This window comes from Trichocoleus sp. AS-A1 (assembly GCF_039962015.1).
Lineage (GTDB): Bacteria > Cyanobacteriota > Cyanobacteriia > Cyanobacteriales > FACHB-T130 > FACHB-T130.
The window spans coordinates 170,909-183,396 of the sequence record NZ_JAMPKG010000006.1; the positions used below are offsets into that span (position 1 = coordinate 170,909).

General features: G+C 45.6%; 15 protein-coding genes. 9 read left to right on the forward strand and 6 right to left on the reverse strand.

Annotated elements, in window-relative coordinates:
- Positions 1–62 precede the first annotated feature (62 nt).
- From NC994_RS06940 to rpsU, 4 genes are all read left to right on the forward strand, one after another.
- Complete coding sequence (locus NC994_RS06940) at positions 63–632, forward strand: zf-TFIIB domain-containing protein (protein ID WP_190412661.1); 570 nt, start codon at positions 63–65, stop codon at positions 630–632.
- Positions 633–696: 64 nt separating this feature from the next.
- Positions 697–2,355, forward strand: a complete 1,659-nt coding sequence (locus NC994_RS06945) for an ABC transporter ATP-binding protein (RefSeq protein ID WP_190437057.1) — start codon at positions 697–699, stop codon at positions 2,353–2,355.
- Between the two features lie 183 nt (positions 2,356–2,538).
- Positions 2,539–2,886, forward strand: coding sequence for an RNA-binding protein (locus tag NC994_RS06950; protein WP_190412663.1), 348 nt, complete (start codon positions 2,539–2,541; stop codon positions 2,884–2,886).
- Positions 2,887–2,919: 33 nt separating this feature from the next.
- Positions 2,920–3,102, forward strand: coding sequence for a 30S ribosomal protein S21 (gene rpsU, locus NC994_RS06955; protein WP_190412664.1), 183 nt, complete (start codon positions 2,920–2,922; stop codon positions 3,100–3,102).
- A 58-nt stretch (positions 3,103–3,160) separates the two neighbouring features.
- Here rpsU and NC994_RS06960 read toward each other — a convergent pair whose 3' ends face one another.
- The gene (locus tag NC994_RS06960; protein ID WP_190437060.1) at positions 3,161–3,331 is read right to left on the reverse strand and encodes a hypothetical protein; all 171 of its coding nucleotides are present in this window, start codon (positions 3,329–3,331) and stop codon (positions 3,161–3,163) included.
- Positions 3,332–3,398: 67 nt separating this feature from the next.
- Between NC994_RS06960 and NC994_RS06965 the strand changes: the two genes are divergently transcribed.
- The 4 genes from NC994_RS06965 to NC994_RS06980 all read left to right on the forward strand — a co-directional run bounded on the left by NC994_RS06965 (position 3,399) and on the right by NC994_RS06980 (position 6,628).
- Positions 3,399–3,911, forward strand: coding sequence for a hypothetical protein (locus tag NC994_RS06965; RefSeq protein ID WP_199292328.1), 513 nt, complete (start codon positions 3,399–3,401; stop codon positions 3,909–3,911).
- Positions 3,912–4,155: 244 nt separating this feature from the next.
- Positions 4,156–4,611, forward strand: coding sequence for a hypothetical protein (locus NC994_RS06970; protein WP_190412887.1), 456 nt, complete (start codon positions 4,156–4,158; stop codon positions 4,609–4,611).
- A gap of 273 nt (positions 4,612–4,884) precedes the next feature.
- The gene (locus tag NC994_RS06975; protein ID WP_190412665.1) at positions 4,885–6,423 is read left to right on the forward strand and encodes a serine/threonine-protein kinase; all 1,539 of its coding nucleotides are present in this window, start codon (positions 4,885–4,887) and stop codon (positions 6,421–6,423) included.
- A gap of 37 nt (positions 6,424–6,460) precedes the next feature.
- Positions 6,461–6,628, forward strand: a complete 168-nt coding sequence (locus NC994_RS06980) for a hypothetical protein (RefSeq protein WP_190437063.1) — start codon at positions 6,461–6,463, stop codon at positions 6,626–6,628.
- 358 nt (positions 6,629–6,986) lie between these two features.
- Here the strand turns inward: NC994_RS06980 and NC994_RS06985 are convergent, their stop codons facing one another.
- Positions 6,987–7,181, reverse strand: coding sequence for an NblA/ycf18 family protein (locus NC994_RS06985; RefSeq protein WP_190412666.1), 195 nt, complete (start codon positions 7,179–7,181; stop codon positions 6,987–6,989).
- A gap of 401 nt (positions 7,182–7,582) precedes the next feature.
- Between NC994_RS06985 and NC994_RS06990 the strand changes: the two genes are divergently transcribed.
- The gene (locus tag NC994_RS06990; protein ID WP_277878923.1) at positions 7,583–7,708 is read left to right on the forward strand and encodes a hypothetical protein; all 126 of its coding nucleotides are present in this window, start codon (positions 7,583–7,585) and stop codon (positions 7,706–7,708) included.
- A 325-nt stretch (positions 7,709–8,033) separates the two neighbouring features.
- On the opposite strand, the gene NC994_RS06995 is transcribed toward NC994_RS06990, so the two are convergent.
- The 4 genes from NC994_RS06995 to NC994_RS07010 form a co-directional block, all read right to left on the reverse strand.
- Positions 8,034–9,029, reverse strand: a complete 996-nt coding sequence (locus tag NC994_RS06995) for an L-lactate dehydrogenase (protein ID WP_190437067.1) — start codon at positions 9,027–9,029, stop codon at positions 8,034–8,036.
- Between the two features lie 179 nt (positions 9,030–9,208).
- Positions 9,209–10,642, reverse strand: coding sequence for an alkaline phosphatase D family protein (locus tag NC994_RS07000; protein WP_190437070.1), 1,434 nt, complete (start codon positions 10,640–10,642; stop codon positions 9,209–9,211).
- A gap of 68 nt (positions 10,643–10,710) precedes the next feature.
- Positions 10,711–10,833, reverse strand: coding sequence for a hypothetical protein (locus tag NC994_RS07005; protein WP_277879696.1), 123 nt, complete (start codon positions 10,831–10,833; stop codon positions 10,711–10,713).
- A gap of 219 nt (positions 10,834–11,052) precedes the next feature.
- Complete coding sequence (locus tag NC994_RS07010; RefSeq protein ID WP_190437073.1) at positions 11,053–12,399, reverse strand: metallopeptidase TldD-related protein; 1,347 nt, start codon at positions 12,397–12,399, stop codon at positions 11,053–11,055.
- Positions 12,400–12,488: the final 89 nt, after the last annotated feature.

The following is a 12,488-nucleotide window of genomic DNA, read 5'->3' on the forward strand; positions in this document are numbered from 1 at the left end:
AAGATGTCCGAAAAAACAGAGTAAATTAATAAAAAATTAAACTAGGAGAGGAAGAAAAACTGGTGAACTGTCCAAAATGTAAGAGTGTATCGCTACTCGATGGCACCCTAGCGGGAAATTTAGCTGTAAAACACTGCACCGATTGCAAGGGAACCTGGATTCCCTCTGCGGAATACGAAGCATGGCAAGCACAGCAACCGGAACTGACTCCCGCAGATCCGGAATCTATCGCTCAAATCCTAAATGTGGATTTTGTGCAGTCTCCCTTTGATACCAAAGCAGCACTGTGTCCGGAGTGCGGTCGTTATTTATCTCGCGCCAAGGTAAGGCTGAAAACGCCGTTTTATGTAGAGCGTTGCCTGAATTGTAATGGGATTTGGTGCGATCGCGGAGAGTGGGAGGTACTATCTCAATTAGGGTTGCACACGACGATTGAGCAGCTGTTTTCCAGTGAATGGCAGATCAAGGTGGAAAAACAGCAACAATCCGAGAAAGAACGTGAAGCCACAATGGAAAAACTCGGTCCCGAATTGGCAGCGCGTGTGTTTGAGCTGGCGGAACAGTTAGCAAAACATCCGAATGGAGATTTTGGTGTCGCCTATCTGATGCGGCAAGTAGGCGTCACAAAATAGCGGAAATTGCGACCTTGTTGGATTACTAATTGTTCATCACCCATTCCTTATTCCCCGTTACCGAATGACTGAGAGCCTGTTTTGTGTAGAAAATCTGCGGGTTGCTTATCCCAGCCGTCGATCTACTGCTATGCCTTCTTGGGCAGTGGATGATGTCTCTTTCACTTTAGAACCTGGAGAGAAACTGGGATTAGTGGGAGAATCGGGCTGCGGTAAATCAACTCTGGGAAGGGCGGCGATGCGCTTGTTACCAGCTTCGTCTCGCGTTGAGGGGCGGGTGACGTTTGCTGGGAATTCCGTGTTCGATCTGACTCCGGCACAGTTACGGCGGTTTCGGGGGGAAGCGGTGGCGCTGGTGTTTCAAGATCCGATGACGCGCCTCGATCCCCTGATGACGATTGGGAAGCACTGTCTGGAAACGCTTCAGAGTCATCAACCTCATCTGTCACGGCAGCAGATGAAGGAAAAGGTACTCGAAACCTTGGATGCGGTGAAGATCCCGGCAAGTCGATGGTCGCAGTATCCTCACGAGTTTAGTGGAGGAATGCGGCAACGAGTCGCGATCGCGCTGGCCTTGCTTCTCAACCCAAAGCTAATTGTGGCAGATGAACCTACGACCAGTTTGGACGTAACCGTAGCCGCACAGATTTTACAAGAATTGACGCGACTGTGCCGGGAACGAGAGATGGCATTGTTGCTGATTTCTCACGATTTGGCAATGGTGGGAGAGTATTGCGATCGCATTGCAGTGATGTATGCCGGGAAGATGGTAGAAACTGGCTCACCCCAGTCTATCTTTCGGCAACCGCAACACGAATATACGCGATCGCTTTTGGACGCGGCTTTTCACATCAGGAAATATGACACGGAAGTTGAGGAGCCGAAGAGCAATCATTCATTACCAACTCCCCTTCTGCGAATCAAAAATTTGCAGCAGTACTACACCTTAGAGAGCAATTTCATCGGACAGTTTCTTTCCAAGAATGTCCCCGTTATTAAAGCGGTAGATGATATCAACTTGGAACTTTATCCAGGGGAAATTTTAGGCTTAGTGGGAGAATCCGGATGCGGGAAGAGTACCTTGTCCCGGACGATCTTGCAGTTAATTCGCCCAACGAAAGGAAGCGTTGAGTTTCTGGGACAGGATTTAGCTCAGATGTCTACTAAAGCCGTGAGGGCATCGCGACGGCAAATGCAAATGGTGTTTCAAGATCCCCATGCTTGTCTCAATCCGCTGATGACAGTCGGTGAAAGTATTGCCGATCCCCTGTTTATCCACAAACTGGCTAGCCCCGATGAAGCGAAAGTGCAGGTAATGCAGATGCTAGAGCGAGTAGGTTTAACGCCTACAAGCGAGTATTATCAGCGGTATCCCTCGGATTTGTCGGGGGGACAGCAGCAACGGGTCGCAATCGCTCGTGCTTTGATTACTCGACCCAAACTGCTAATCTGCGATGAACCAGTGAGTATGCTAGATGCTAGCGTCCAGACACAAGTACTGGAGTTGATGTTAGAGTTAAAGCGGGAATTCGATTTAACGTATTTGTTTATTACTCACGACCTCTCTGTGGCAAGATTTTTGTGCGATCGCATTGCAGTTATGAATGCCGGTCGTATTGTCGAACTCGGCTCAACCCACGAGATTTTTACGAATTCCCAGCACCCCTACACCCAGACGTTGCTACAAGCCGCCCCTTTACTGGTATCGCAGCAGCCAAAATAGAATTGTTTTGACTGGTCAGCACAACATGGCATCTACGATCGGCTTCAGAGTCAGGGACTAAATGGTGTGTTAAAATCCTTAAACATAGACTTATATTCGGCTGTAGTGTTTGTTATTTCTACTGACAGGCAGTTTCTCCGGATCTAACTCTCTACACCACTTTTTTGATTCTGGAGACATTCCATGTCAATCTATGTAGGCAACCTATCCTACGAAGTTACGCAAGACGACCTCAGCAATGTTTTTGCTGAGTATGGAACCGTTAAGCGGGTTCAGTTGCCAACCGATCGCGAGACAGGTCGGATGCGTGGTTTTGCTTTTGTGGAAATGGATACAGAAACTGAAGAAACTGCCGCCATTGAAGCTCTCAACGGCGCTGAGTGGATGGGACGAGAGCTAAAAGTGAACAAAGCTAAGCCTCGTGAGGATAAAGGAGGCGGAGGTCGTCCTGGTGGTGGCTGGGGCGGCAACAATAGAGGCGGTGGCGGTGGCGGCGGTGGCGGTGGCGGTGGCGGCTATCGACGCTACTAATGCAATTAATCAAATAGTTTAGGAGGACACCGGATGACCCAAGTAGTTGTAGGCGAAAATGAAGGCATTGAGTCAGCCCTGCGCCGATTTAAGCGTCAAGTCTCTAAAGCAGGGATTTTTCCAGATATAAGACGGCAACGTCACTTTGAGACTCCTTTGGAAAAACGCAAGCGCAAAGCGATCGCGAGAAGGCGTAAGAAGCGTTTCCGTTATTAAGTCTTACCGTCCGAAAATCGAGTTTAAGACAGATTAATAACTTCATCTGTAACATTCTTCAGCACAACGCAGCCTCAAGAGCGTTTAACAGCTTGCTATCAAGCGATCTTTGCTTAGGCTCTATTTCAAAAGCTGGTGAGGCTTTAAAGCAAAATTTAAAGGCATCACCATCACAAGTTTTGAAATAGAGCCATTTCTTGTATTTTTCTCTACAAATTTTAGCAAGCATGACCCCAGAAGCAATACGTATTATCGCTGACCTAAGGCGTGAGTTTTATTCTCTCTTTGCTACTGCTATGAATGTGCCAGTGAGAGTTACTGGAAGTTCCTATAGTAGTAATTTTCCGATTGCATCTTGGATAGACAATCGGAGCCAAGTGAACTATATAAGTATTTACGCATACACTGCACCAGACAAGTTAATTCCTCAACGCCCATTTCTTCTACGAGTGGCGATTAATAAGAGCGCTGGTAGAGTTACAACGGCACAATGGGGAAGAGAATGTCGAGGACTTAATCAGGGTTGGTACTTCGAGTTAACTGTACTACCAGAGGAAATCTTAGACTTTCTACCTTGGGTCGTCAGCTTGGTGAAAGCGCACGATCGGGGTTCCCTGTCGCTTGTTCAAGACCCCCCTCATCCATTTGAATTTAAAGTATCCGAAGGGCCTTTGTCCAATGATGCTTGGACTCATTCTGCTTTGAAGATTGCAGACTCTTCAAAGTCTCAATCTTTCGTTCCCGCGATACTTCCGGAACCGAAGAACCGAGGTGCAGAGGTGTCTAGGAGTAGAAGAGCCGGAATATAAGGCCGGATTTCACCTGAAGATCTTTCGATATCACAGATAACATTGATAAACTGTCCTGGGGATCGAGGGACTAGAATTATAAAAGATTCCTTAGTTTGATTTTGGGATAAAGCCGCACAAGCGTATTCCACTTTACGTCCCAAGACTCCGGTTATACTAAACTTACTTGTCGCCTTGAATATTCATCCTGGAAGGGAAGAATCGTTTAAAGGCGGCGTTTCAAGCAGGCAGCAAGGTGACAACCGTGGGTCACACCTTTTTAATGGAGGCAGGACGATGGACGCTCCAAGGAAATTGGCTGGAGCGTCACGAGATGCCAATCACCGTGAGTGGCAGAACATTAGTGGCCTGGGGTCGAGAAAACTGGTTCACAATGGTGACAAAGCTGAGCTTTCCAGGCAGCGCCCGCGAGGAAATTTCTTTACAATATCGTGGGCGATTTGATGCTGGGGAACGCCAATATACCTATGTACTACAGCACAATCTTTTAGGTCGTGTTGAGGGCGAGGGCTGGGTTACGCCAGATTCGATCGTTCAGCGTTACTGGGTATTAGGCGATCGCCAGCGGCGCACTGGTTTCGATACCTTGCACCGTCTCAATGAGAATACCTACTACCTTTCTAGTGGCATCATGGCGGGTCATTATTTGACTAGCACGATGGAAGCAACGATGGAGCGTCAGCCACAATCATATTCTTGATCGCTCTAGAAATTCAGCTTCAGGCTCTAGATGGTCAGTAAGAAGTATAAAGTGTGAAATATGAAGCGGAATTTGGGAAATATAAAGTAAGAGGTATGAAGTAGGAAAGAACGGTTTCTGGTCTTTCCGGTTTCTTGCGTGGAACTCAATATCTGTTTTCGCTTGAAGGCTTAAAACTCCATCCTGAAGACATAAGACTTCATCCTTTGAGATAAAGTTAATAGTTCCCTATAGTTAAATATTACAAATGCTCCCGATTTTAGGAGCCAAATTATGATGACAGACCCCAACACCGATCGCTTACTCGCCAATCGCTATCAACTCTTAGGGTTGGTAGGCAAAGGCGCAATGGGTCGAGTGTATCAAGCCAGGGATATGTTACTGGGAGGTGTCACCGTCGCGGTTAAGTTCCTCTCTCAGACGCTACTAAACCAAAAAATGCGCGATCGCTTTGAGCGAGAAGCAACCATCTGCGCTGTTTTGGGAGAAAAAAGTATTCACATTGTCCGAGTCAGGGATTATGGCGTGGACGAGAACGAAATCCCGTTCTACGTCATGGAATTTCTCCAAGGGGAGAGTCTGAGCGAGGTTCTCAAAGACCGGCCCCTGTCCTTGCCCCGATTTTTGAATATCACTCGCCAAATTTGTTTAGGGCTACAATGCGCTCACCAGGGCATCCTCATAGATGGTGAAGTCTGTCCGATTATTCATCGGGATATAAAGCCTAGTAATATTACAGTCGTTCAAGATACGACTTTAGGTGAGTTAGTCAAGATTCTGGATTTTGGCATCGCCAAGCTGCTCCAGTCCGACATCGCTCAGACTAACTCGTTTATGGGCACTTTAGCTTATTGTTCTCCAGAACAAATGGAGGGCAGAGAACTAGATAAACGCTCTGACATTTATAGTCTGGGCGTAATGATGTTTGAGATGTTGACGGCTGAGATGCCCTTAATGGCAGAGACTCACTCGTTTGGCGGCTGGTATAAAGCTCATCACTTTATCCCCCCAAGAACTTTTGATTCGGTTAATCCCGATCTAAAATTGCCAAAATCTCTAGAAAGCTTAGTGATGAGCTGTTTGGCAAAAGTCCCTAGCGATCGCCCCCAAAATGCGGCTCAAGTGTTGCAAGCATTAGAGCCATTGGAGCAACGTTTTGGTCAAGGTCGGCAATTAGGTCAGCGGATTGGAGAAGTTTTATCTAAACTGCCCGTCGTAGCCGATCCCAAACCTAAGAACGCCCCGACAGCCGATGAAGTCTGCCGCTTAACTTCCTGGCCTAAAAACAAACCAATTGCAGAGATTGTATTTCCCCATCTACTTCGCACTAGCCGCGAAGTTTTACCTACCCTGTGGGTCATGCTTCACAAACCGGAAATTCAGAATCGCCTGATCAGCACTCGCTACAATCAGTTTCTGTTTTTGATGTCTCCTCATCCTATGCTGCTGTGGATTACCGCCCTGCACAACCGCGAACAAGGCCCTCGCTGGCTCAGTTGCTACCTGGATCTAAAAACTTCTATGGGTCAGGATATTGTGCGACAACTGGGAGAAAACGGGATTTACCGGATTTTGTTCTTTGCTTTAGAAGAACCGCATCGGTGCGCGAATGTAATGATTTCCACAATTGCCCCGGTCCAACGCCAAATGTTGCAAGAGTGGGCAAATACAAGCCAAACCTTACCCTCAGTGGCTCAGCCCCAAATGAGTAAAAGTCTGCTCAAGCAAGAGTTTGAGAAGCTAAAGCCCAAGATTTTGATGAAGCTGGAATCTGTTCAGACCGGAGATTATTCTTCGGATATCTCAGGCTAGTCTGGGTGCTGAGTTAGGGCAAGAGAGTCAGGAGTTCATGGAGAGTCCAATAGACTCGCGCTTGATTATTTTTAATTTTACACTTGATGCGATCGCGTCGCCTATGCCCGCAGGCGTGCCTGCAAAGCGTCTATTCGCCAGTGGTTCTTGCTTTCGCTCATGTCTGCACAGCGATCAAGCTGTCGCATTGATTTTTGTAGTATGAAAATTTTTGTAGTACGAAAACCTAAACTCAAAAAACCAATTTCGCTTATGCCAGTACTGCCAAACTTGTCATAAACTATTCAACTTCATGTCAAAACTCTGAAAAATCGGTACCAATTCAGCAAGCTTGACACGCCAACCGAGAAATCTTGGTCTACGTTCATCTACTTAAACACGCTTCCTTACTACAAGATATTATCTTTGTCCTTCGGATATTTAAATAGACAACGCTTCCAACCGTAAGCAATTTCCTAAAACTCAACTTTCTTGAAACTGAAGTTGACGCCCCAGCACCCCCAGCTTCTTTCCCCTGAGGAACAAAGCAAGAGACGGAGGTCGCCCACTGCGACACGGATACTCTATTCCTGAGGATTTGGCTCTAAGCCCCATTGGTGCTTCAGAAGATGCTTGTATGTAGCTTCGCGCATCACCATTTGTTCATAGAGTTTGACCAAGAAGTGCTGAGCTTGTTCGCGGCTCATATTCTCCACTTGGCTTTCAAAGGAACGGATGCTGAATTGTTGTTCGAGAGACAGTTCGATAGGTTGGTTCATGGTAAGCTCCGACTTTAGAGAGAGTGTATGTTTATCAATCGCTGAAGCACTCACAGGGTAAGGGCTGAACATCGCTGAACCGTCTAACCATTTCCCTGTTATTACGAAAGATAACAATAATTTGACAAAATGCCCATCTTTCTTTGTGTATACTTCAGTTGATCCCAAAGATGGAATATGCACCCAGAAAGTTTCATCTAGGGTTGAGGTAGTTTTAGCAAGTTGTTGGAGGGAAAATTGCTCATCACGAACAAACGGCTAAGTAAATATACTTACTAAGCCATAGCAGTGCCGCTCTTCAACCAGTGGAGACGCAATGCAGTTCCCTAAACACATTGCATTCAACACATTTGCTCTCTCAAGTGACTCTACCCACCCAGAGGATGTCTGAGAAGTCGGTTATGGCACCATCCAGTCGGTACTGCCTTTTCTGCATTTGGGCGACTTATGCGGTAGCCGCCCCTACGAAAGGCTCATCGAGCAATCCTCAAGGCTTGTCAGAATTAATCGCATTAGCGATCTCGTAGTGGGGCTGTATGGCGCTCAGCTCGCGCCTTCGCACTGCATAGCGTTAAGGAAGAGAAAGAAGAGAGATGGAAGATTTCATGAATGATTTAAGATGAATGGCGCTGACTTAAGGCCTGAACTAAAACCCTAAACTAAAGTTTGGGCTAAGAGCTAAGGTCAGTTAAAACTGACTAAAATACTGCCAGAACAAAAGCTTTCAACCTGTGAAAACAGGTTAAAAGCTTGAAGGTGAGAGATTTATCTCAAGGCTCTTATGTCAGTGCCATTCGATTTAAAATGGCTATACTACTTTTCAAATATCCTCTTAAACTGATATCTGAGAGATTAAAGGTTGACTTGCTGAATCGTTTGGCGCAGGATTTGACTAGATCGTTGCAATTGTTCTGACTCTGTAGGGGTCAAAGAGAAATTCAGAACCCTGGTAACACCCTGACGATTTACGACCGCAGGCAAACTCAGACAAACATCATTAATTCCGTGAAGACCATTTATCAAACTACTAACAGTCAAAACTCTGTTTTGATTGCGTAAAATTGCTTGCACAATCTGAGTAACCCCTAAACCAATCGCGTAGCAAGTTGCTCCTTTGCGTTGGATAATCTCATAGGCGGCGTTCTTGACCTGTTGAAAAATCTCGTCAATTTGTGCAGTTTTCGTTAAATCATTATTGTCATGAACATCTAATAAATTCATTCCCGCAATATTGGCTTTGCTCCAAACGGGAACTTCACTGTCTCCATGTTCCCCAATAATGTATGCGTGCAAACTACGCGGGTCAACTTGTAACTTTTGGGCTAACAGATAGCGAAAACGAGCTGTATCTAACACCGTGCCCGAACCAATCACACTAGAACTCGGCAACCCAGAAAGCTTCCAGGAAACATAGGTCATGATATCTACTGGATTCGAGACGATTAAGAGAATCGCTCCTGGAGAACATCTCACGATTTCTGGAATCAAGTTTTTAAAGATTTCGATGTTGCGCTGCACCAAACTTAACCGATTTTCTCCAGGCTTTTGTTTTGCTCCTGCTGTGACAATTACAATATCCGCATTTTCCCCATCTTCTAGGGTTCCTGCTCGTACTAAGCTGGGTTCGACAAAGGGTAGCCCGTGGACTAAATCCATGACTTCCCCTTCTAGCTTTTCTCGATTAACATCAACAATCACCATTTCATCCAAGGTGTTTTGAATCAGGATTGAGTAAGCGCAAGCCATTCCGACCTGACCTGCACCAATAATGACTCCCTTCCGGGGACGACGAGCGATCGCTAAGTCAAGATTAGTCTCGGTAGGGGTTGTAAATAATTCTTCAAACATATCTATCTGATGGAAAATGTCGTTGATGTAATGATATCGAAAACCAATCCTTTTCAGATAAAGCTAACCTTCTTTTCCTTTAATTATTTTTATCATTGTGTCTCAACAACAGTCTTTTAGCGTCTCCAGAATGTTTTGGGAACCTAAACCACGGCGTTAATTTTAACAATTCGCTACTTCTATGAAACCTTGTTTAACTCGATTCTTTCTCTATCAAAAGTTTTATTTCCGTAGTCACTACTAAACAAATCAAAAATAATAGATAACGCTCCATCGGCAAGTTGTTTTACATGAAGCAAGCTAAAATTATTTTTAGTACATACATATATTTTTTCTATTTTGTAGGGACTTTTAGTTTCATTACTTTCAATAAAATTTTCATCAATGACTATCTTTTGTAATATGTTCATAGCAAATTTACTTAAAGATGCATAGGCGATACCGCTAGAAGTAAGCTGAAACACTTTAGCCGATGGAGATTGCTCGTGGGATAACTTGAAAGCAGCTCCCATGTGTACATCTCCGCTCAAAAATACAATAGGTTTCTTGGTTTTTTGGGAAACCTCAAAAACCTTCTTTAATAGTTGATCTCGTTCTGCCCAATTAGATTTATGATCCCAATGATCTCGTAAATCATCAGTGTACTTCCAATAGGGGATGTCTAAATTATTAACAGCAAAGCTCTTAAAGTGAACGACTGGAACTGGCGACACAATAAATAAAACGCGGGATTCAGAATCATATTGGGAATTTAGCCAACCGTCAAAACGTTTCCACTGCTCGGCACCTAAAAGACGCAGCTCTTGCCGATTATAATCATGATGTCCCCTCATATCTAATACATAAAAACTACAGAATCCACAATTGAACTGATAGTCAAATTGATCAATACTGGTATCTGTAGGAGGATTATGAGAATGTTCGTATTCTTGATAAACTTGCTTAGCCGCCTCAAACATTTCATTTGCTAGCCGCAAATGTTCTTGAGTATTTCGCAACTGCCATGAAGTATCTAGCTGTGCGGCTAATTCGTTGGGTGTATAAGAACCCCAACCATCCATAATTTCATGGTCATCCCAGATCATATATGTGGAAAAAGTTTGAAAAAGTTGTTGCACCTGGGGGATGCCCCAATAACCCCGATAGATATCTCGATACCAGGAAATCATATCGATTTTAGAAGGGTTTTGTTTTTTGTTCTTCTTCAACCAGCTCCAGATATTTAATTGTTTATTTCCTTCTCCATCCACATATACTTGGTCGCCAGTACCTATCAAAAAATTTGCATTTGTATCCAATAATTCTTGCTTAAATTTATCCCACATTTCCAAATTGAGGAGCTGATGCTCATCGTAGGGCATATGGCAACTGAACATCCCAAAATTCACCTCTGTGGGATGTTCTGGAAAGGTTTGAAATGACAGGTTTTGTTCGTTGCCCAGTTCCCAGGGGTTTTCTCTATCCAAGTGAAATAGAGCGTAATAATAGCGAGTATCGGGTTGGAGATTTTTTAGGGCTACTACACCTGTTAAGTCATGCTCTTGATTAAGTTGGAGTGGGACAAGAGTAACGCTATAAATTTCTTGGGAAATACTGGGAGAGGTTAATCGCAACCAATGCCCTTTTTCGTCGTTGATTATCTCCGGAGTGCCATTGGTAGGAATTTGATGGCGAGAAAATACTAGCCAGTAATCTCCAGGGGAAGACGCCCGGAACCACAGGCGGGTGCTAGTGGGAGTAGTATGCCCAATGATACTGGCACAATCGAGACGGGAATTGGGCCAGGGGCGCTGTTCGGGGTCATAAAAATTGAGATGGGACAAGGTCAAATTGAAACTCGGCTTTATATAGAATGTCTGCGAATTTCAATATTAACTAGAAACGGTTGATATTGATGGTTTAGCGGACATTTAGCTGACAAACACAAGGAACCGAATCATCGGCGCGATATACTTTGCGATCGCGCGTTATTCCTATCGCTGCTTGTTTTGGATTCTAAACTGCTGCCCAGAACCTCTATAAATCAAACGCTGTCAGTCACGCTGCTAAAATTAAACGCCCCCACTCGCACCCCAGGCACAACACTGCTGCCATAGCGTTGGACTGTACTCAGAGCATCCACATCCCGCAGCATTTCAGGCAAACTCTGGTTAAAGCGCAAGTTTTTAATTGGGTAAGCAATTTGACCATCCTCGATCCAGAAGGTGCCATCACGACTCATTCCCGTTACGACTAATGATCGAGGATTCACATAGCGCACGTACCAAGCCCGACTCACCAAAATTCCTCGCTCTGTCTGGGCGATTAGGTCAGCTAGACTTCGATCTGAGCCAGTCATCACAATTGGATACATCGCGCCTGTCGGCTTTTTGCCCTGCTGTGCCGCCCAGTAGCGGCTATAGGAAAGCGTTTGAGGGATACCGTCCTGAATGACTTCTTTGTAGTCATTGCTTAATCCATCGCCAAAGAAAGTGCCTAACTGCAACAGAGGATGAGCGGCATTTCGCTGTACTTGTACGATGGGGCTAAACATTGCTTCGCCCAAACGGTTACCAGCGGGTTTGCCTGACTCATCAGTGCGAGACATAAACGACCGCCCTTCATCTGCTGCGCGTGCATCCAAATTCCAGACGAGCCAAGGGAGCAAAGCGGCGAAAGCGGCTCCATCAAAGACAACTGGATATGCGCCAGGATGGACTTCGCGGGGTTGGCGCGACTTGATTGCCCGCTCAATTAGCTGCTGGGTTAATTCCTCAATTGGCAACTGTTCAAGCGCCCACGCGGAGCGATTAGACCACGAGGAACCATCGCCAATGCGAGAGGTAAAGCTGAAATCTGCCTCTGTAGTTTGATTGCAGGCGCGTAGTCCCCGCGAGTTTGCGATCGCATATAAGTTCGTTTCTGTACTCAGGGTTCCCGAACCATCCACTCCCGCCTTGGCACTCATGGCGCAGACACGCTGGATAATTTCGCCCCGTGCTAGCGGTGAAAGGGTTGCTGTTGCTCGATCGAAGGCTGGGGTGCGCTCTTCGTAAACTTGAGGTTCTAGCAGTGGCACCCACTCCGGATCTTCTGGGGCGAAACGGGCAAGTTCTTCCGAGCGTTTGATGGCAGATGCGATCGCATCTGAATCTAAATCTGTCGTAGAACTAGAGGCGCTCTTGCGTCCGAAGTAACTGGTGATGGTGAGCTTAAACTGAGTGCTACTAATATTTTGGCTAATTTGATTTTCCGAGAAGCGGCTGAGGGATTCTTCACCAGTGCTGAGGCTGACAAATACCTCCTCTGCTTCCGACTGTTTAATAACTTCTTCTAATAGAGAGATCGCCCGATCTTTACTGATTAAACTGGGTGCTGTTGCTAGAGTCACGATAATTCTGAGATTTGTGGATGGTTGAGTCTGGGATGAAGCGATGCGATCGCGTTTTGATTTCGGGTGCGAGGCTTTTCAAATGCCAA